Raw genomic sequence first — 20,529 nt, 5'->3', positions numbered from 1 at the left:
AGTTTTTGCTCCTCTTTAAAGTTAAGAGGTGGCTCGGTATCTACTTCAAATTTAATTTTTAATAGTTTACCTGCATTAAAACTTTTGACAATATCCTCAGGAGCATTAATAGCAAGAAGGTGTTTAATGGTATTGCCTTTGATAAATGCAGATTGCACTGCACTTTGCTCTTTTACCTTTGTCTCAATTTGAGCTTCAAAACCATAAATTTTTAGTGTTTGAAGTACAGCTTTTTCATATTTACTCAGATCAAATGATGGATCAGGTTTAAGTAGTGAAAAATCAAGATCTTCTGAAAACCTTGGCAGACCGTATAATATTCTAAGTGCAGTGCCACCATAAAATACTGCATGATTGAAAAAACCTGCATCACTTAGTGCGTATAAAACGATCTCTTGTAATATCTCTCGAAGAGCTTCATATGGATCGTCTTTTGAAAGATCATAATTTTGTAGCATTGCTGTAATGTGTGGATGTGTATTAGCCATCTTTTTGCCTTTTTTTAATTCTTGCTGTCATATCGCGTAATTTAGGTGAAGAGTAAGCCATAGAAATTTTCCATAAAAGTGTTGTATCTAGGTTTTCTAACTCTTTAAGTTCTATACGAAGATCATCTTCAAGATATTCTAATATCTCATCTTTTTTTATATCAGCAATTCTTTTATCAGCATAGACTTGATCACATAATGCTTTCTCAGCTGTTGCAATCATATAACCACCATCATGCTCATCATATTTCCAATCAATTCCTATAGAGTACGCATTTGATGGAATTTTTTTGTAGCTAAATGTACCTATATCTGTAGCGTATGTTTCAGGGCGATAGGTTGTAGCAGAAGTAACTGTATAGACTCGTTCCGGTATTAAACCGTGATAAGACAATGCATATTCATAGGAGACATAAGACGGTTTATGGATTATGTTCGCTATAGCGATAAGGTTCAAAGGGTAACTTCTATAATCTGCACCAAGAGCATAAACACCTCTTTTGAGACGAATAAGTTCTCCTTTTTTAATCATACTGTTAATTTTTTTCGTAGGTTGGGCATATTCTTGTTCTAAGATAGGTTTTAGCATCTCAGCTGTAAAAACATTCAATCTGACACTCTTTTTTAATTGCACAATATTCATGGAGTAATTATACAGTCTTAAATAAAATTAAGCAATAAATATACAAAAAAAGTAGTTTTTATGACTTTACTGTTATTAAAAAGCTTAAATATATTTAATAAATAATGGATATTTTTATATCATATGACATAAATATTGTGTCACATTTAATTCTTTCAAAACTCATTTTTATTTTCAAGTCTCGTTCGATTTAATTTTGTAAGTATAACTAATTTCGGAATTTTTTATATGTTTTTTTCATTTTTTTACTACAGTTTTTACTACAAAATTTGAAAAACAATGAAAATAGATGATATGCTATGAAAATTTAAAACCTTCTACTAAGTCCTAAATATAGGACTTTTGAAAAGAAATGAAACAGTTTAAGAAAAGATGAAAAGTGTTAAAAAACAGACTTAGGATCTGGTGCCGTAAGGTGTGGAGGTTCAAGTCCTCTCATCCGCACCATTGCCTAAAATAGGCACTTACAGAGCTTTTAAAGGCTCAAAAACTTCTCAAAATAAAATCTTAGGGTACTGTTTAGGGTACGGTTTTAGAATTTAAACTCAAAATATTAACAACTTACGCCAATTCAAGTAGTAAGTGCAACACCTAGTTAAACTACTACAAAAGCTCAACTCTTATCTTCACAACAACTTTTTTTATATACTCATCCTTACCGCCTACTATTAGACAGGGCATATGTGCATCATGTGGGTAAAACATTATAAAAGAGCCAACAGGAATGTCAGAGCGTGAGTGATATGGAGTGTCGTTTTCATAGAACTCTGCATCTTTGGAGGTATCATAAGGAGTTTTAACCTTGAGGGAGTCTATGAAAAAACACTCAAAACCTTCTGTGCCTCTTAGCGTTGTCTGAATGTCGACATAGTTTTTATGTGATTCAATTATGGCTTTTTCTCTAGGAATTGTCTTGTAGCTCATAACTATTGCAAAAATATTTTCACCATCTATCTCATATCTTCCATCTTCTGTCTCATGTGTTATGGAGTTTAAAAACTCAAATGCTCTTTGCCATGGCGTGCCAAATTTATAAATTTGGTAGTTTTTTAATTTATCGACAATCATGCTTTTGCCTTATGTTCTAATTTTTTTGCCTCTTTGTAGAACCTCTCAAGTCCTTTTTGGGCTTTTTTGTCAACGCTGTATGAGATATACTTTAGATAGTTTAGGATATCTTCTTGCGCTATTTTAGTTCTGGCGGAGGCTTCGTTTAGTATGTATCTTGGGATTTTCACTTTTCGTCTTAAGAAATTATTCTCAATTTTTTTATAAAGCAATCTCTCTTTGTGGTAGCATAAAAGTGCGAAAACAAAAGGGAGATTGTATTTTTGAGTCCATATTTTTGCCAAATCTGTATGCGGCTTATTTTGTAGGTAGTATCGCAGGGCTTTATCGCCTATTAGCACTTCACCTTTAATATCTAAGATTTTTGCAAGCACGTTTGATGTCTCCGATTCTGTGTCGGTCACATTGTCTTCATTTGGAATTACCAAAACGCTAAGTACCTCGCCTCTTGCGACAATCCCCATGTTTACATGTTTTTGTTTTTTTGCTCTGATGCTTGAGATAAAGGCTGCATCTACTTTTTTTGAGATAAATTTTTGGTTTGTTTTTGCCGGAACACCTCTGTAGTAGTGCATGCTCATGCTCTGTTGAGAGCTTTTTGTAAAACGTTTCATAAACACATGAAAAGGTAGAAGGTTTAGGTACTCAATTTTTCCAAAAATCAAAAGTTACTCCGAGATAATATACTCAAAAGTATACATCCCTTAACTTATAAAAAAGATGAGTTGGTTATAATCATAGTAAAAAAATTGTTTTAGGAGTAGTCTTATGGTACGAGTGGAATTTTTAGGTCCTATACAAAAAGAGCCCCTGATGTTAGAGATAACAAACTTAAAGGAGTTGGCAAGCATACTGCAAGAGGATGAGTCCATGAAAGAGTGGCTTGAAAACTGTGCGGTTGCCGTAAACGATATGCTTGTTTGTAGTAGAGAGATAGAGCTAAAAGATGGCGATAGAGTCGCTCTTCTTCCTCCTGTTTGTGGAGGCTGATTGATGTTATACCTTTATGATGGTCCTCTTAATGTGGCGACAATCCTAAAAGAGTGGTACGAACAGGAAGCTAGTAGTAATTACGGGGCATATATCTCTTTTGTAGGAACTGTAAGAAGTGAAGACAATATAGAGGGGCTTAGTTTTGATATATATGAACCAATACTTAACTCATGGTTTGATGCATGGCAAAAAAAAGCAGCAGCAAAAGGTGCAATTATAAAAATGGCGCACTCAAGAGGGGATGTAATGCTTCATGAGTCCTCATATATAGCTGCTGTTTTTTCTCCAAAACGCCGTGTTGCGCTAGAGTTGATAGATGAGTTTGTCGAGGATTTCAAAGCATCTGCTCCTATTTGGAAATATGATTTAAGGGGCGAAAAAAGAGTCTATGCACTTGAGCGCTCAACCGCAATTAAAGGGAGTGGCCTTTTAAAATGAGCCTATTATCTTATGAAACAAGCCAAAATATGCTTGACTTACTACATGTCAACTCCTCAAGAAGCCAAAATGTGCCACTTAGCCTATCTCTTGGAAGGGTTTTGGCCCAGAATATTGTTGCAGAGTTCAATGACCCGCAGTTTCCTACGGCTTCGATGGACGGATATGCAGTTATACATAGTGATTTAGAGAGTAAAGAGATAGTAATACTCGGAGACAATCCAGCCGGAAGTGAAGAGAAGAGAACTATCAAGAGCAAAGAGTGCATCAAGACTTTTACAGGTTCCATGATGCCTCATGGCGCAGATACGCTTATTCAGATAGAAAATGTAAGTGTAGATAACGGCAAAATTACCGTAGATGAAAGAGTTCCTCTTGGTAATGCGGTTCGCCCAGTCGGGGAAGGATATAAAGCAGGGGATGTGCTTATAAAGCAAGGGACTAGAATCGGTTTTGCCGAGATAGGGGTTATGGCGGCACTCAATCAAGTGATGGTAAAAGTTGCACTTAAGCCACGAGTTTGTGTTATCTCAACTGGAAGTGAGATTTTAGATCTTGGTGTAAACAGCACAAATCCCGCGCAGATAAGAAGCTCAAACAATTATACGTTAGCAGCACTTTTTGAACAAGCTGGTGCGGAAGTTATTCAGCTTGGAACGGTGGGAGATGATAGAGATTCCATCATGCAGACATTTCAAAATGCGCTTTTGAGCGCTGATATACTTGTGAGTACAGGCGGAGTAAGTGTCGGGGATTATGATTTTGTAAAAGATGTAGTTCCACGAATCGGTGCAGAAGTTGTTTATAAAGGTGTTGCTATTAAACCCGGTAAACATATCTTGGTTGCACAAAGAGAAGATAAATTTGTTCTGGCACTTCCCGGGTTTGCTTACTCCTCAACGGTTACGGCAATACTCTATGTGCTTCCGCTAATTGCGAAGATGCTGGGGCGCAAAAGTGCATATAAAACTGTAGCGGCAAAACTTAGTGAAGATTTTACAAAGAGAAGCAGACTTACAGAGTTTACAGCGTGTAATGTCAAGGTTGTTGACGGGGAGTATTTTGTAAATTTTAAGGACAAAAAAGTCGGAAGTTCAGCAATACTGACTAACATGTTAGATGGTAGTGCACTTATGATTACAGGCGAGGATGATGATGATTTGCCAGCGGGAACATTTGTAAATGTTATTTTATTGGATAATTTTTAGACTTTATATAAAGTTTATACAGTTTTGATAAACTATTCTTAAATTTTTTAATCAAAGGATTTAATATGTTAAAGAGAGTTATAGCTGTTTTCATTATTTTTTTATCCCTCCTTAGAGCTGATGGTGATCTTAAAAAGGCTGTTTTTGATTTAACGACATCTGATTTTACAACCTTTGAAAATAGAGTTATTAAAGCAGTGGCTTTTAATAAAACTCACTATGAGAGTAAATTTCAAGAGTTAGATATTATAGTAATCGTGCATGGCGGAGCATATAAATTTTTTGTTAAAGATTTAACAAAAACAAAGTACAAAGATGACAAGAAAGTTCTCAGCACAGCAAAAGATATCGAGCAAAGGCTTATCTCGCTCATAAAAACATATAATGTCAAATTTCAAGTTTGTGGTGCCGGTTTAAAAAAGAACAAGGTTGAGGAAGAGAATATTTACAGTTTTGTAGAGGTAATTCCTAGTGCAATGGTAGGTCTTATAGATGCTCAAAGCAGTGGCTATGCTTATATTCCTATTCAATAATTAATAGAGCATGTTAAAAAAAATAGTCCCCATTTTTCTTATAATTATCGCCATACTTCTTTATCTTCTTTTTTCAATTAGGTACGTGATAGATAATCAGAAGATAAACTATGTCTTAGATAAGTTTGTCTTGACACTCGAAGCCCAGATAAAAAACGAGAAGATGGATGCTCTTAAGATGGCTATCTCTCTCTCTAAAAATAGCGCTTTAGTTGATGCACTGGAAAATGATGATGAAGATTTGGGCTATAAGGTTCTCTCAGATATCACAAATGAGATCAAAGAGGAGACAAATATAAATATAAGAGTGCAGATACTGACGAACGATTATCATATATTTGCCCGCAGTTGGGATGATGTCTATACAGGGATGCCGCTGGAAGATTACAGAAGTGATCTTGAATATTTTGAATTTAATAAAACTCCAAGATCATCAATAGAGACAGGAAGACTCTTAAGCATTAAAACAACGGTTCCTGTTTTTAAAAATAACAAGTTGCTGGGCTTTATTGAGATTATCAGCTTTTTCGACGCAATTACAGATTTCTTTAAAAATATGGGTATTGATTTTTATGTTCTAATGGATGATAAATATTATAATATAGCTGTTTTTATGCAGGAAAATGAGACTATAAACAAGTATATCATAGCAAATAGAAACTATAACTATAACAATATAGAGCTATTAAGAAGTATCAACTTTAAAAATCTTAAAGCCGACAGAATGTTGCAAGTCGATGACGACTATATCTTTTATGAAAATATGTTTAATGGCAGCGGGGAGTCTATCGGCATGTTTGCTTTTGTTTTGACTCAAAAGTATCTAAACTATTTTATAGAGGATCAAGATGAGGCATCATTTCTTATAAGTTTAGTAAAAAGTTCTCTCTATGATGCCGCAAAAGATACAAGTTATGATAATAAATCAAAAGATTTTCTTAATCTTAAATCACTTCTTGAACTAAAAGAAGAGGTTCCAAAAGAGCAAAGAGAGGAGTATGTACATAAGGCATATCAGAAACTAGAGGAGTATAGTAAAGAGGAGTTGATACAGTTGATGCTAGAGCAAAAAATAGTAAAAAAAGTTGATGGAAAGATAAAATGAGAATACTACTGCTAGAAGATGAATTTTCTTTGAGAATAAGTATAAAAGAGTTTTTAGAGGATATAAACTATGAGGTGGACGATTACGCCGATGGACTGGATGCGTATGATGCTATATACTCAAAATCCTATGACTTGCTCCTTTTAGATGTGAATGTTCCCTCCATGAATGGTTTTGAGCTGCTTCAAAGTGTGCGAAAAGATAACAACAAAACGCCTGCCATATTTTTAACATCGATGACGGATATAGAAAATTTTAACGAGGGATATAAAAAGGGGTGTTGTGACTACATTCGTAAGCCTTTTGAGCTTCTTGAGTTAGAGCTTAGAGTAAAACAGGCAATATTGCGTTTTTATCTTGATGATAGTGAGCAGATTATGATAAGTGAAACTATTTTTTATGATATGTTAAAGGGCAAGTTGATGCTTAGTGGCAAGGAGATAGTTCTTAGAAAAATAGAGAAGGACATCTTAGAGCTGCTTCTTAAAAATAAAAATAGTGTTGTATCTATGCAGATGTTTCAAGAGCATATCTGGGGTGATTATGTAGAACCCGCAACTATCCGAGTGCAGGTAAATAACTTAAAGCAAAAACTCCCAGACGATATTATTCAAAACAGAAGAGGCATGGGGTATATTATTGAACGATAAATATTATGCCCTAAGGTATGCTTACATATATACGGTTTTAGTAGCCGCTATTTTATTGGCACCGCTCTTTTTATATACAACGCACATGAAGAGTATCTATGATGCTAAAAATGAGATAGAGCTAAAAAAAAGAGCCTACCTGATTTTAAAAATAATGCAAGAACATAATGTAGATAAAGAGTATTTTGAGTACCCAAGATTTAAAACATTTAAATCAGGTCTTTATGATTTGCAGCAAAAGAAGATATTCTCTTTAATCGAAAAACCTGTTAAATATTTTAAAGAGGGGTACCAAGAAGATAACGGAGAAGCTTATTATGTTATGGAGCTTCCAAAGGAGAGATATTTTAATGCAAAATATCTTGTTGTAAACAATGAGCCTTCATACTACGAAGTTTATGAAAAAGCGCTCTTTATCCTTCTTTCTATTGTTATGCTTATTTTTATACTCAGTATATTTTTTCTCAATAGATTTGCCCAGCCATTTAAAGATGTCAATAAAAAACTAGATCACTTTATTAAAGATTCAATCCATGAGATAAACACTCCTATCGCCGTTATGAACATAAATATAGATTTATATACTAGAAAACATGGAACCAACAAGTATATGCAGAGAATTAAAGCCTCCTCAAAGACATTATCTAACATCTATAATGATATGGAGTATCTTATTAAACAAGATAGACATGATTTTGAAAAAGAGCGCATCGATATGGCTAAATTTTTACAAGAGCGCATAGAATACTTCCTAGAGGTAGCCCTAATGAAAAATATTATGCTCCTAGGAAGTGTCCAAAAAGGGATTTTTTTATCTATGAACCCAAAGCAGTTTCAGCGTTTAGTTGATAACAATATCTCTAATGCTATTAAATACTCTTATGAGCAGAACGTAGTTGAGATAGACCTTCACATGCAAGAAGGTGGAAGCTGCCTGTTATCTTTTAAAGATTATGGAATAGGAATAGAAGATGTCGATAAAATTTTTAATCGTTACTACCGCGAAAATAGACAAACAGGTGGGTTTGGTATCGGCTTAAATATCGTTAGTTCTATAACTAAAAAAGCAAATATAGAGATTTCTATTGATTCCGCACTTAAAAAAGGGACGACCTTTACTTACAAATTCCCCAAAAACAGTGTTTTTACTGAAAAATAAGATTTTATATTAATTTTACACTCTCCTGATAAACTACTCCTTGAAATTAAAAAATAGGAGTGTAGATGAAGAAAAGTTTGACATTATCATTACTTCTTGGAGTTTCTCTTTTAGCAACTGATTATAGCAGTGTTATAGAGGTGCCAGATGCTAGCAAGATAATAGAAAAAGATCTTTTAGCGCCAGTAGGTATCTACAAAATGCCTAAAGGTTGTGTAACTGATGATCCAAAAGCCATAGCAAGAGGTTCATATATGTTTCACAATCTAAATGGAGGCAATGCTAAGGGCGAAGCACCGGAGGGACTTAAAAAGGTCGATGCCAATGGAGAGGACAAGCAGTATGGAAATTGCGTTGCTTGTCATAACATTGAAGGTGCAGTAGGCGGTGGAAATGTAGGTCCTGATTTAACAGCATATAGTGAGATGTTTGTAAAAACAGGCATAAGAGACCGGCAATTTGTTTATCAAAAGATTGCTGACCCAAGAGTAGATAACCCAAATACGAATATGACGGTTAACTTGACAACGAAGCTATTTAATGAAAGAGAGATATGTGATATGACATCATATATTTTATCTCCAAAATAAAAAAAGGAAAAAGTATGCAAAGAAGAGATTTTTTAAAAAATTTAGGTGTTGGAGCAGCAGGTGCTGTTATTCTTCCATCTGTTAGTTTTGCCGCGGATGCACCAAAGCCAAAAGGTTCAAATGCTCTGCCGTATAAAGACGCACTAAACGCAGTAACAGGCGGTAAAACTCCTGAAGTTTCTGATAAAGTTAGCCTAAAAGTACCGGAAATTGCTGAAAATGGAGCAGTTGTCCCAGTAACAGTTGAGGTTGAATCTCCTATGACGGACAGCGATTATGTAAAAGCTATTCATGTGTTTGCAGCAAAAAATGCAAACTCTCGTTGTATCGATGTTTATCTATCGCCTGCCAATGGAAAAGCGATGCTTGCAACACGCATCAAGCTAGGCGAAACACAAGAGGTAGTAGCTGTAGCTGAGCTAAGCAACGGAAAATTTTTAATGGCTTCACAAAGCGTTAAAGTAACCATAGGCGGATGTGGTTGATTCGCTCACATGTTAGTAATAGATAATAAAAAATAAAAGGATAATAAAATGGCAAAAAGAAAATCGTTAATCAAAATCAAACCTAAAAGCTTCACAGATGGCGAAGTCGTAAAAGTAAGTTTTATGGTTATGCATCCCATGGAAACCGGTATGCGCAAAGATAAGAAAACAAAAGAACTTATTCCTGCCGAGTATATTACAAAAGTAGTATTTGAGTATAACGGCAAAGTTATTACAACAATGAAAGTTTGGGAGTCGCTCTCTGTGAATCCTGTATTTACGACATATATGAAGATTGATGGAGCCGGAGTGCTTAAAGTAATATTTACAGACAGCAAAGGTGAAGTTCAAGAGACAATAGAGAAGATTAAACCAAAAGGGTAAATAATGAGAAAAGGTATGCGAATAGTGCTCTGTGTTGCTCTTCTCTCATCATTGACTTTTGCAAGCGAGCAGTTTGCAATGAGTGATGCAGATAGAGCAATGTATGAAGAACTACTAGAAAACAATCCAGCGGATATGCTGCTCGCACATGGTTCTGAGCTTTTAGAAGAGCTAGGAGGAGAGAGTGCGCTTGCTAAATATCTAGGTGTTTCAGAAGATGCTCTAGCACCATATTTGGCTGGTTTTCCTAGATATATTGTAAAGTTTAAAATGGTCGTAAGTATTGATCAGATGCTCCAAGGCATGATGCATGATAGTGGACAAAAGCCATATACATTAAAAAGTTCTGAGATGGTTAACCTCTCTTCTTATGTAAAATCGATAGCAAATGATCAGCAGATTAACATTGACATAAATGCAAACGAATACATGAAAGAGGCTTATGCGCTTGGAAAAGTGGTTTTTGAGACAAAAAGGGGGGCAAGAGGGCTCTCTTGTTTGAGTTGTCACAATCAAAGTGTTATAGGCAGTATTTTACGAACGCAGCCGCTTCCTGATATTTCAGCTAAAGGAAATGCTTCAGCTGCAACATGGCCGGCGTACAGAATGACAAAGTCAGCTCTTGCTACGCTTCAAAAAAGATTTCAAGGATGCATGAATAATGCACTGCTAGCGGTTATTCCACTCGGTTCAAAAGAGATGACGGCACTTGAAGTCTATTTTACAGAAGAGGCAAAGGGTGCGACAATCGCTCTGCCTGGCTTAAAGAGATAAGGGAGTATAGATGGAGATTTCTAGAAGAGATTTTATGCATATTTGCGCCATATTCGGACTAGGCGCAACAACTGCAGCAAACGCAGCTCCAAGAGCTGCATCGCAAATATCGCTCAAAGATATATATAGTTTTAAAGACACGGGAAATTTTACGCTTCTTCATATGTGTGACATACATGCACATGTTAAACCGCTTTACTGGAGAGAGCCTTCAACGCTTATCTCAGCTCCAAATCTTGTGGGAACACCGGGATTTTTATGCGGGGAGGCTTTTGCAAAACATTACGGGTTAGAGCCAAGCAGTCTTGATGCTTACTTTGATACGCATATAGATTTTGAGTCTTTGGCAAAAAAGTTTGGAAAAATGGGCGGGATAGCTCATATTAAAACATTAGTAGAGCATGTGAAAAAAACAAGAGGAGCTGAGAATGTCCTTTTTCTTGACTCTGGCGATACATGGCAAGGTACGGGTGTTGCACTAAAGAGCAGAGGCGAAGCAATCGTTAAGGCTCAAAACTATTTGGGTATTGATGTTATGGTTGGACACTGGGAGTTTACTTATGGTAAGGAGCGCGTAAAAGAGCTTATAGGTATGCTTGATGCTAAGTTCATTTCTCAAAATATAATAGGAAATGACTCCTTTGCTGAGGATTATGAGGAGCTTATATTTGAACCTTATACTATTGAGGAGAGAGGCGGAGCGAAGATTGGTATTATCGGTCAGTCGTTTCCATTTACATCAACCGCAAACCCTAAAGAGTTTACGATGGGTTGGAGTTTTGGACTAAGACTCGATACGCTTCAAGAGTATGTCAATGAGTTAAGAGAAGAGCATAAAGTTGATTGTGTTGTTGTTTTATCGCATGATGGATTTAGTGTAGATCAAGAGGTTGCGCGTCAGGTAAATGGTATAGACTTTATTCTAAGCGGACATACGCATGACCCATCGCCAAAGCCTATAGTTATCAATGGATGTGTGATAGTAATCGCAGGAAGTCATGGAAAATATATAGGTCGTTTGGATATAGATGCCAAAGATGGAAAGATAAAAAATTATGAGTATAAGCTTATTCCAATAGCGTCAAAGCTTATTCCAGCTGATCCTAAGGGCGAAAAACTAGTAGAAGAGCTATATGCTCCATACAAGAAAGAGCTTAATGAGGTGCTGGGCAAGACTAAAAATATTCTCTATAAAAGAGATACATTTTTCTCAACCTTTGATCAGCTTATCAATGATGCAATAATGGATGAGATGAAGTGTGATATCTCCTTTACCCCGGGATATAGATGGGGAACAACGGTTCTTGCAGGCGAAGATATTTTGATGGATAATGTTTATGAGATGTGTGGAATTACTTATCCAAATGTTTATACGTTTGAACTAAAAGGCGATAAAATTGCATCTTTACTAGAGGATATTGCTGATAATGTATTTAACGCAAATCCACTCTATCAACAAGGTGGGGATATGAGTAGATTAGGCGGTGTCTCTTACAGTATCGCAGTCTCTAACAAAGCTGGAGAGAGAATCTCAAAACTAATGATTGGCAATAAACCAATTGATTTAAACAAAACATATATCGTATCCTCATGGGGAGGCAACTTGCAAAATGCAGGTACAAATCTTCAAGAAGATAAGATTAGAGCCGTATATGATGTTACAAGAGATTACATCAAGAGAAAAAAAGTGGTTGATGTGAGTAACAAAGGCAACGTTACTCTTGTCGATTATGATTGCGGATGTCCTGTTAAGGGCTCAAGAAGCTGTAGTTGATTTATTTTAAAAAAAGGAAAATGATATTATGAAAATATTAAAATTAAGTGCAATTGCTGCACTCTCATGTCTGCTTACATCAACGCTAAGTGCAGAGGATGTAAAGCCAAAAAGAGTTTTAAAAGGCAACATGATGGAGGTGTATAATACACTTCCAAAGAGTGTAGATAACTTTGTTGATGCTTTTACAGAAGGTATGTTTTATGGTCGCTTAAGAGCAAATCTTTTTGAATATGACTTTAAAAATAATGACAATATAGACAACAAAGCATTTGGTTTAGGCGGAAGCTTAATTTACAAAACAGCACCGTTTGCAGGATTAAGTGCAACAGCAGGTTTATACTACTCAAACAGTCCATTTTCATCTCTTCGTGAAGATGATGCAGGAAGTGTAAAATCTGGTAAAGATACATTTAGTAGATACAATGTTGATAAAAACGGCGATTGGGAGATGGTAGTTTTAGCTCAAGCATATTTACAATATGATATATCAAAAACCTCTTTTAAAGTCGGTCGTCAAATTTTTGAGTCTGCACTAACTGCATCAAATGATACAAAAATGATTCCAAATACCTTCGAGGGTGTAAGTGTGGAGTCTAAAGATATAGCAAAAACAACTCTAAAAGCAGCATATTTTACAGCTCAAAAACTTCGCGATCATACTACTTTTCATGATGTTTTAACGTATACGGATGGATCGACAGATACACATGCTGATTGGAACAACAATGATGACTCAGGTGCGCACAAAGGTATAACTTATGCAGCACTAAAGGCAGCTAATAAAGATACGGATAATACACTTATAGTAGCAGCTCTTAGCAATAAGTCTATAAAAAACCTTAAAATAGACGCAACATATACGGCAGTTCCAGATATGCTCTCTAGCGTTATAGGAGAGTTAAACTACACTATCCCTCTTGGTGGTATTACAATCGCTCCTGGTGTTCGTTATATGGAACAGTTTGATAATGGAGCAGGAAAGATTGGTGGGGCGAGTTTAGCTGGAGGTGTTACTGATGCTAATGCTGCTTCAAAGGGTTATAAAAGCGGATACTCTTTAGATACTTCTCTTTGGATGGCTCGTTTAGTGGCATCTGCCGGGGCTTTTAAAGGGCAGATTGGATACTCAAAAGTAGAAGATAAAGCAGATATAGTAGCACCATGGCGTGGATTTCCAACAGGTGGATATACTCGTGCAATGGCGCAACTAAACTGGAAAGCAGATGCACAGACTATAATGTTTGAAGCAAAATATGACTTTGAAAAAGCAAATATTTTAGATGGTTTTAGTGCAATGGCTCGTTATGCGATTCAAGATTCTGATGAAAAAAAACAAGCATCAGGCGGACAAGCTGACTTGAGTATCATTCATATAGATTTATTACAAAAGTTTACACCTACATTAGATGCAAAGATACGTCTTGGGTTTGTAGATGCTGATAATCGTACTTCAGGTGTCAACAAAGACTCTTACAACGAATACCGTTTTGAGATAAATTACCTCTTTTAATAGAAGAACAAGGCTGTTTTGCGATACTTATTTTACTCTCCTGTTTTGTAAGTAGCTAAAATAGCCTTGAAAAATAGCAAGTGAGTGTTTTTATGAAAAAAATTATTTTCTCTTTTATGCTTAGTTGCGCAACTCTTTTTGGAGTTGATTGGCAGAGTTATGAAGAGGCTCTTAAGCTTCAGCAAAAAAATTCAAAAATAATCATGATAGATGTTGTAAGAACTAATTGTCGTTACTGTATAAATATGGATAGAGATGTTTTTGATGATAAAGAGATGTCAAAATGGATTGAGAAGCGATTTATCCCTGTAAAATTAAACTTGGATACTCATGAGATACCTTTAGGCATTAGCGTTGCCATGACTCCCTCTTTTTATTTCGTTGATAAAAATCAAAAAATTATCAAAAATATACCCGGATCTTGGAATAGTGATGATTTTAAGGATTTGACAAAAAATATCAAGGGAGATTAAGATGAAAAAAATGATTGTAATGCTTCTGCTTATGGCACATATTTTATATGCAGACACTATTTTTGCAGAGCCTAAGCCAGATATATTAGAACAGAGAAAAATAGTTTTTTCCATAAAAAGCGCAAAGGATGAAGATATACATCATGTGCTTAGCAGTGCAAATAACGTACTGAAGTTCTATGGGCCTGAAAATGTTAAGATGAGAATAATTGCTTACTACCACGGCATAAAAACCTTGTTAAAAAAAGAGCGAGAGATTGCCCAAAGAGTCAACGCTCTTATGCAGCTAGATGTTGAGTTTGTCGCTTGCGGCAATACAATGAAAACGAAAAATATAAAAGAAGAGGAACTTATAGAGGGTTCTGAAGTAGTAACAGCGGGAATCGTTGAGATGATTGAGAGAGTAAAAGAGGGCTGGGTTTATATAGTCCCTTAATAGAGTCTATTTAAAAAAAAATTTATAAGGATAAAAAGATGAAAAAAATAGTTATTTTTATCGTTGCACTAGTAACGGCATCAGTAGTTTGGGCACAGGGCGATTTACATATATTTGATGTAGATAATAAAAATGGATTGATAACGACAGAGCATATAGAAGAAGCATTTGTAAAAAACGGCTTTGGAATAGGTGTCAATAGCAATATGATTAAACCGTTCATGATACAGTTTAAAGAGACTGAGTATAAAGTATTTACTCTTCTTACTGTATATCATGAGAAGCTCTCTTTTGAGTTGTTGAAAAAGTATCCTGAGGCAGGTGTTTTTTTGCCTATGGGAGTTGGAATCTATCAAAATAAAAAAGAAGATACTCTGCATGTAAGTGTTTTAACTTCTGAGGCGCAAGAGAAAATCCTAGGGTTTAGTGATGCTATGATTAAGGAGATAGAAAAAGAGGTCTTAAATGTTTTAAACAAAGCATTAACAGGGGAAAAGCATAGACTAAGCGAGGATTCACTCCAGGAGAGCCGCGATCTTGTTACTAAGTATGAGTTAGAGCTTGAAGGCGAAGATGTAAAAGTAGCAAGAGAGAATGTCATATTGGGTCTAGAGAATGGTTTGAGTCTTTATGGTTTTATAGTTCCAAGCAAGTTAGATGTAAGCGGGCATCTAGATGGTTCGGTATATGATTTTTATCAAACCTACTCTATCTGTAAACTGCCTGTTATCTACACTGTCTCTTTAACAAGACCTGAAGCTGCTGCTTTTGCTCCTTGTAGCCTTGCGATATATAAGAAAAAAGATGAAGATAAGATTGTTCTTGCATTCCCTGCGGTATATAATTGGTTAAGCAGTGCAAGGGTTGAAGATAAAGATGCAAAAGAGGTTTTACTCAAAGCACAAGAGCAGTTTGAAGCCATTCTTACCGAGATAGTAGAGTAGGAAGGTCACTTAGGTTTTGAAACCTAAGTGACTTTTTGTTACCTTCCAACTGCGCTTAGCTTTTTAAGATACAATTTTTCACAAAACTAGTGCAATTGAGCACAAAAATAGTAAAATCACAACTTTATAAAAATAAAAAAGGGAAGAAAAAAATGACGGTTGGAAAAAAGATTACTATCTTTATTGTTGGAATATCTCTTATACTTCTTTTTATTGGTTTTTTTGTTTTAAATCACTTTAGAGCTAAAATAACAGACAATACTTACGCAACTATTAAAACAACACTTGTTTCAAAAATCGAAGATAGGATGCGCTCAAAATTTGATGTTGGCATAACAAATGCCGTTGCAATTGCAAATGACTCAAGTATCGCAACAGCTTTAAGAGACAACGATAGGGAGTTGGCTATAGCATCTATTGATGCGATAAATGAAAAGTATAAAAAAGAGACAAACTTTAAAAATGTAAAGATTCATATTCATGATAAAGATGTCAACTCCTTTTTAAGAGCATGGAATCTTAAAAAATATGGGGATGATTTAAAGAGTTTCAGACATACCATTAACAAAGTTAAAGCAGACAAACATGCTCTTGCTGCCATAGAGGTCGGGCAAGCAGGACTTAGCATCAGAGGAGTCGCTCCGGTAATAAAAGATGGAGTTTATCTAGGATCGTTAGAATTTATGCAGGCTTTTGAGTCTGTTATAAAACAGTTTCATAAAGAAAACGAAAATCTTTTGGTGCTAATGGATAAGAAGTTAGTGCATCTAGCAAAACTAGCCGATACAAGCAAAAATGTATCGGATTATATTTTAAGCCAAAAAACAGTAGATGAGAATTTTTTCAAGAGTGCAAAGAGTATAAAAATGCAAGAGCTTTTAGCAAAAGGATATGCTTTAGACGAGGAGTATTTTTATACATACGCAAAGATAGAAGATTTTCAAAATAACCCGATAGGAATCTATCTTTTAGGGGTAAAAAGAGCTGATGTAGATGCGACTATCAATCAAGCAAGCAGTATGATTAACAGCGCTTTGGCGCTGATTGTTGTTTTGATTTTTGTTTTAATCATTGCTATATTAACAGGGATTAAAAAGGTTGTGTTAACACCTTTAGAAGAGTTTGAAAGAGGGCTTTTAGACTTTTTTAAATACTTAAACAAAGAGTCCAATCAAGCAAAGCTGATAGGAATACAGAGTGATGATGAGATAGGGCTTATGTCTAAAGTAGTAGATGAGAATATCTTAAAAACACAAAAAAATATTGAGAGCGATAAAGCACTTATAGATGATGTCAGAAGAGTTGTCGCACAAATCAACAAAGGACATTTCACGCAGAGTGTTCAAGTGGTGACAAATAATGAGTCACTTCAGGCGCTTAAAGACAACATCAATAAGATGCTTCTATCTTTAGAGCAAAATATTTGTAAAGATTTAAATGTGCTTATCTCTACTATGAGCACCTTTGAAAAGTCTGATTTCACAACGAAGATTATAGATGACAATGGCAAAGTAGCACAAGCACTCAATAGCGTAGGTACTACAATTAGCCAAATGTTACAGCAATCAAGCAGCGGAGCAAATGAGCTTTCAGCAAAATCTTTATCACTTAAAGAGAAGATGCAGAATTTAAGCAGTGAATCTTCAAAACAAGCAACAATGCTAAAAGAACTCGCTAGTGTCATGGAAGCAACCAACGGTGCTATTGTTGAAGTTTCTCAAAAAACAAAAGAGGTTGTATCGCAATCTGTTGAGATAAAAAATGTTGTAAGTGTTATCTCAGATATTGCAGATCAGACAAATCTTCTAGCACTCAATGCCGCAATCGAAGCAGCGCGTGCAGGAGAGCATGGACGTGGTTTTGCCGTCGTTGCCGATGAGGTAAGAAAATTGGCAGAAAATACACAAAAAAGTCTTCATGAGATTAATGTAAGTATAGAAACACTAGCGCAAGCAGCCGTCTCCATCGGAGCGGATATGCAAGATAGAGTAGAAGATATCAGCAGAGCAACAGATTCAATTATAGAGATTGATAAAACAACTTCAAGCAGTGCACACAACGCAAAAGAGATAGAGGGCATAGCTATTGAGCTTGATGCTATGTCTAAAAAAACATTAGCAGAGGTTAGTTCAAAGAAATTTTAATCTCCTTGAACTAGTTTAAAAGAGTGTGGCTTCAAGCGCTTTTAGCTTGTAGCTCTTTCTATGGATTTCACAGTAACCGTACTTTTTAATCAGCTCTATATGCAGCGCAGTTCCATAACCTTTGTGCTTTTGAAATTGATATAGAGGATATTTTTTAGCATCTATTATAATATTTCTATCATGTGTGACTTTTGCCAAAATTGAAGCGGCACTTACTTCAGCAACCTTGCCATCAGCTTTTATCATGGTAGGAAGTCCCGCAACTCCAAAGTTTGAGTTTCCATCAAAGAGATACTCTTGGCAGGCAAGGGTACTCATAATCTCTAAAAGTCCTCTTTTTATGCAGAGCGAAATCCCGTTCTTATCAACCTCTTTGGCAGAAAACTTTACTATATGATAAGCGGAATTTTTTATGATTATCTCATAAAGAGTCTCTCTTTTTTTTTCGCTAAGTTTTTTTGAATCATTTAAACCCTCTACAAAAGAGTTTAAAATACAGCCTGCAATTACCAAATCGCCGGCAATAGGTCCGCGACCTGCTTCATCTATACCGCAAAGTTTACCAAACATACTCATCTCCCCAGCGCCCAAATATCAAATGGAACCATCTCTATTTTTGAAAAGGGGTGACTTACGCTGCCCTCTTTGTTCATCGTTATTGAAGTTATCTTTTTAACTTGATACCTAAAGATAAATGCCTCAATAGCTTCTATCTTTTTAAAAAGTGTTCTCTCATCCGCAAAAGGAGTTGCTAAGATGACTTCACTGTTTTTTGGAAGATAAAAATCAATTCCCTCATCATAGTAACACTCCGAGTCCGATTTTAAAAGTTCTAAATATATCATATTTTCAAAAATTCTTCCGAAATGTTTATCAGTTGTTAGCGCCGACTTTAGTGAAATATCGCAAAGGTAGATTTTTCTTATGGCTTTTTGGTGGCTGACTTTTTGGAGTTGATGTATATAGTTTTTAGCACTAAGAGACTCAAAGGATTTGTATAGCTTGTCTTTAGATATTTTTCTACTCTGTTTTAGTCTTTCATAAATAGCGTATGGGGATATTTTTTGCGCCATCATTTTTGTACAATGTATTAATATATCAAGCTCCATGTCGCTAAGAGCATATTTTAGTGTTTTTTGAATATATCCAACTCTCTCATCACTACTTATTTTATGCATATAAGGGAAGCCGCCAAGTTGAAAAAAGTTCTTTAGTGCAGTTGAGTCATATTTATACTCATAAGCTAAAAACTCCTCATAATCAAGAGGATAAAGTATTACATTTGTTAGAAAACCTATCTCCTGATGCGTTTGGCTGCATATTATTAGTTGAGGGATATTAAATATTTTAATATCCATAGTATAGTTATCAAAAACAAGGGTATTAATCCTATTTTTATTGCAAAACAGCGGCAACTCCTTGTTTAGTTTATCTATATCTATTCGTAGATCATTACAATCTATATATATGTAAGAATTTTTTTTAAGTCCAAGAAGATAGTTTTTAATAAGCTTTGTCTTTCCGCTCTGACTTATTCCATTGATTTGATAACTAGAATCCTCCTCTAAAAAGAGTTTTCTGAAGTGAAATTTATCCGGATTGATATCAGTTTTATATAGTTCTTCAAGTAATATTTCCATATTGCAATTTTACCACTTCCTTGCTTAAAGGAAATAAATTTATACATATTTCAAATTTTAGCCCCTATTTCCTTGAATTATAGAGATGGTTTAGATACAATTCCGCTCCCTTAAATAGTTAGGCAAGACCTGACGAGTTCTTTAGAAGGAAAAACATGGAAAAAATTCGTTTAAAATTGAAAGCTTATGATCATCGTGTACTTGATAGATCTGTAGCATCAATCGTAGAGGCTGTAAAACGTACTGGCGCGGTAATTCGTGGTCCGATACCTTTACCAACAAAGATTCGTAAATATACTGTATTGAAATCTCCGCATATCAATAAAAGCTCACGTGAACAGTTCGAAATTCGTACGCACGCTAGAGTAATAGATATCGTCTCCGCAACGCCGGAGACAGTAGATTCTTTAATGAAACTAGATCTTGCACCGGAAGTGGACGTTGAAGTTCGCTCTATGGATAAGTAAGGAGTAGGTGATGGAATATATTGTTGAAAAAATCGGTATGAGCCGTACTATCACAGTTCCTAGCCAATCTGTTACTCTTTTAAGAGTGCTTGATGCTAAGGTTTGTGAAGTTAACGAAGGAACTGCGATTGTAGCTTACAATAGCGGTAAAAAAATGAATAAGTCAATTGAAGGTCAGCAAAAGAAATACAGCATTTCTTCTGAGTTTAACCGTTTTGTTACTTTAGAAGTAGCAAACACTGAAGCAGGTGATTTAGATTTAGCACCTTTAGCAGAAGCTAAAGTTTTAAAATCTACTTTTACTACTAAGGGTCGCGGTTTTTCTGGAGCAATGAAGCGTTGGAATTTTTCTGGTGGTCCTGCATCTCACGGTCATAGATTTGGTCGTAGAACAGGTTCTATCGGTAATGCAGAGTGGCCAGGTCGTGTTATGAAGGGTAAGAAAATGCCTGGACAATACGGAAACACACAAAATAGTGTTAAGAACGAAATTGTCTCTTTTGATGCTGAAAACAAAATCATTGCGGTTTCTGGTTCAGTTTCTGGAGCTAACGGTTCTTTAGGTCGTGTAAAGGTAGCTAAATAATGAGCGCAATAGTTCTAAATGAAAAAATGCAAAA

Annotated in this window: 25 protein-coding genes; 19 read left to right on the top strand and 6 right to left on the bottom strand. The window is 35.5% G+C overall.

The genetic code is table 11. The annotated features are described in order from the left end of the window. The 4 genes from M0Q17_RS06025 to M0Q17_RS06010 form a co-directional block, all read right to left on the bottom strand. The coding region (locus M0Q17_RS06025; protein WP_295084548.1) for a nucleotidyl transferase AbiEii/AbiGii toxin family protein at positions 1-488 on the bottom strand (488 nt) is incomplete at its 3' end. Beyond that, positions 481-1,098: a hypothetical protein gene (locus M0Q17_RS06020; protein WP_295084545.1), complete on the bottom strand. Its 618-nt coding sequence runs from the start codon at positions 1,096-1,098 to the stop codon at positions 481-483. The genes M0Q17_RS06025 and M0Q17_RS06020, both read right to left, overlap by 8 nt. Before the next feature lie 636 nt (positions 1,099-1,734). Further along, positions 1,735-2,199, bottom strand: a complete 465-nt coding sequence (locus tag M0Q17_RS06015; protein ID WP_295084542.1) for a YhcH/YjgK/YiaL family protein — start codon at positions 2,197-2,199, stop codon at positions 1,735-1,737. Then, positions 2,196-2,864 (bottom strand): MqnA/MqnD/SBP family protein, encoded by a 669-nt coding sequence (locus tag M0Q17_RS06010; RefSeq protein ID WP_295084539.1) that lies wholly within the window; start codon positions 2,862-2,864, stop codon positions 2,196-2,198. The genes M0Q17_RS06015 and M0Q17_RS06010 overlap by 4 nt, the downstream gene beginning before the upstream one ends. A gap of 103 nt (positions 2,865-2,967) precedes the next feature. Here M0Q17_RS06010 and M0Q17_RS06005 point away from each other — a divergent pair, with 103 nt between their 5' ends. The 17 genes from M0Q17_RS06005 to M0Q17_RS05925 all read left to right on the top strand — a co-directional run bounded on the left by M0Q17_RS06005 (position 2,968) and on the right by M0Q17_RS05925 (position 17,802). Further along, on the top strand, positions 2,968-3,189 hold the full coding sequence (locus tag M0Q17_RS06005) for a MoaD/ThiS family protein (RefSeq protein WP_295084537.1): 222 nt from the start codon (positions 2,968-2,970) through the stop codon (positions 3,187-3,189). A gap of 3 nt (positions 3,190-3,192) precedes the next feature. After that, entirely contained in the window at positions 3,193-3,630 is a 438-nt protein-coding gene (locus M0Q17_RS06000) for a molybdenum cofactor biosynthesis protein MoaE (protein ID WP_295084534.1), read from the top strand. Then, the gene (gene glp / locus M0Q17_RS05995) at positions 3,627-4,838 is read left to right on the top strand and encodes a gephyrin-like molybdotransferase Glp (RefSeq protein ID WP_295084532.1); all 1,212 of its coding nucleotides are present in this window, start codon (positions 3,627-3,629) and stop codon (positions 4,836-4,838) included. Before M0Q17_RS06000 ends, glp begins: the two co-directional genes overlap by 4 nt. A gap of 65 nt (positions 4,839-4,903) precedes the next feature. After that, entirely contained in the window at positions 4,904-5,371 is a 468-nt protein-coding gene (locus M0Q17_RS05990; RefSeq protein ID WP_295084531.1) for a DsrE family protein, read from the top strand. A gap of 10 nt (positions 5,372-5,381) precedes the next feature. Beyond that, positions 5,382-6,476 (top strand): cache domain-containing protein, encoded by a 1,095-nt coding sequence (locus M0Q17_RS05985; RefSeq protein ID WP_295084529.1) that lies wholly within the window; start codon positions 5,382-5,384, stop codon positions 6,474-6,476. Further along, a complete protein-coding gene (locus M0Q17_RS05980) occupies positions 6,473-7,126 on the top strand; it encodes a response regulator transcription factor (protein ID WP_295084527.1) in 654 nt (217 codons plus the stop codon). Before M0Q17_RS05985 ends, M0Q17_RS05980 begins: the two co-directional genes overlap by 4 nt. Further along, positions 7,116-8,285 (top strand): HAMP domain-containing sensor histidine kinase, encoded by a 1,170-nt coding sequence (locus M0Q17_RS05975; RefSeq protein WP_295084524.1) that lies wholly within the window; start codon positions 7,116-7,118, stop codon positions 8,283-8,285. Before M0Q17_RS05980 ends, M0Q17_RS05975 begins: the two co-directional genes overlap by 11 nt. A gap of 65 nt (positions 8,286-8,350) precedes the next feature. Next, the gene (gene soxX, locus M0Q17_RS05970) at positions 8,351-8,875 is read left to right on the top strand and encodes a sulfur oxidation c-type cytochrome SoxX (RefSeq protein ID WP_295084521.1); all 525 of its coding nucleotides are present in this window, start codon (positions 8,351-8,353) and stop codon (positions 8,873-8,875) included. A gap of 14 nt (positions 8,876-8,889) precedes the next feature. Continuing rightward, entirely contained in the window at positions 8,890-9,360 is a 471-nt protein-coding gene (soxY, locus tag M0Q17_RS05965; protein WP_295084519.1) for a thiosulfate oxidation carrier protein SoxY, read from the top strand. A 48-nt stretch (positions 9,361-9,408) separates the two neighbouring features. Then, a complete protein-coding gene (soxZ, locus tag M0Q17_RS05960; protein ID WP_295084517.1) occupies positions 9,409-9,744 on the top strand; it encodes a thiosulfate oxidation carrier complex protein SoxZ in 336 nt (111 codons plus the stop codon). Positions 9,745-9,747: 3 nt separating this feature from the next. Next, the gene (soxA, locus tag M0Q17_RS05955; protein ID WP_295084515.1) at positions 9,748-10,518 is read left to right on the top strand and encodes a sulfur oxidation c-type cytochrome SoxA; all 771 of its coding nucleotides are present in this window, start codon (positions 9,748-9,750) and stop codon (positions 10,516-10,518) included. Positions 10,519-10,528: 10 nt separating this feature from the next. Then, positions 10,529-12,292, top strand: a complete 1,764-nt coding sequence (soxB, locus tag M0Q17_RS05950; protein WP_295084512.1) for a thiosulfohydrolase SoxB — start codon at positions 10,529-10,531, stop codon at positions 12,290-12,292. Between the two features lie 28 nt (positions 12,293-12,320). Continuing rightward, complete coding sequence (locus M0Q17_RS05945) at positions 12,321-13,805, top strand: OprD family outer membrane porin (RefSeq protein WP_295084509.1); 1,485 nt, start codon at positions 12,321-12,323, stop codon at positions 13,803-13,805. Positions 13,806-13,897: 92 nt separating this feature from the next. Beyond that, positions 13,898-14,278: a DUF255 domain-containing protein gene (locus M0Q17_RS05940; protein ID WP_295084506.1), complete on the top strand. Its 381-nt coding sequence runs from the start codon at positions 13,898-13,900 to the stop codon at positions 14,276-14,278. 1 nt (position 14,279) lies between these two features. Next, entirely contained in the window at positions 14,280-14,714 is a 435-nt protein-coding gene (locus M0Q17_RS05935) for a DsrE family protein (RefSeq protein ID WP_295084503.1), read from the top strand. 38 nt (positions 14,715-14,752) lie between these two features. Continuing rightward, entirely contained in the window at positions 14,753-15,658 is a 906-nt protein-coding gene (locus M0Q17_RS05930) for a DUF302 domain-containing protein (RefSeq protein ID WP_295084500.1), read from the top strand. A 152-nt stretch (positions 15,659-15,810) separates the two neighbouring features. Next, positions 15,811-17,802, top strand: coding sequence for a methyl-accepting chemotaxis protein (locus M0Q17_RS05925; protein ID WP_295084497.1), 1,992 nt, complete (start codon positions 15,811-15,813; stop codon positions 17,800-17,802). 15 nt (positions 17,803-17,817) lie between these two features. Here M0Q17_RS05925 and M0Q17_RS05920 read toward each other — a convergent pair whose 3' ends face one another. Continuing rightward, entirely contained in the window at positions 17,818-18,372 is a 555-nt protein-coding gene (locus tag M0Q17_RS05920; RefSeq protein WP_295084494.1) for a ribonuclease HII, read from the bottom strand. Positions 18,373-18,374: 2 nt separating this feature from the next. After that, a complete protein-coding gene (locus M0Q17_RS05915) occupies positions 18,375-19,442 on the bottom strand; it encodes an ATP-binding protein (protein WP_295084491.1) in 1,068 nt (355 codons plus the stop codon). 155 nt (positions 19,443-19,597) lie between these two features. On the opposite strand from M0Q17_RS05915, the gene rpsJ reads away from it, so the two are divergent. Together rpsJ and rplC are read left to right on the top strand one after the other, a co-directional pair. Next, positions 19,598-19,909 (top strand): 30S ribosomal protein S10, encoded by a 312-nt coding sequence (gene rpsJ, locus M0Q17_RS05910; protein ID WP_294929597.1) that lies wholly within the window; start codon positions 19,598-19,600, stop codon positions 19,907-19,909. 10 nt (positions 19,910-19,919) lie between these two features. Beyond that, positions 19,920-20,495 (top strand): 50S ribosomal protein L3, encoded by a 576-nt coding sequence (gene rplC / locus M0Q17_RS05905; RefSeq protein WP_295084489.1) that lies wholly within the window; start codon positions 19,920-19,922, stop codon positions 20,493-20,495. The last annotated feature ends 34 nt before the right edge of the window (positions 20,496-20,529 follow it).

The organism is Sulfurimonas sp. (genome assembly GCF_023229105.1).
In the GTDB taxonomy this organism is placed as follows: domain Bacteria; phylum Campylobacterota; class Campylobacteria; order Campylobacterales; family Sulfurimonadaceae; genus Sulfurimonas.
Note: the sequence above shows the minus strand (reverse complement) of the source record. Positions and strands in the feature narration are given on the sequence as shown.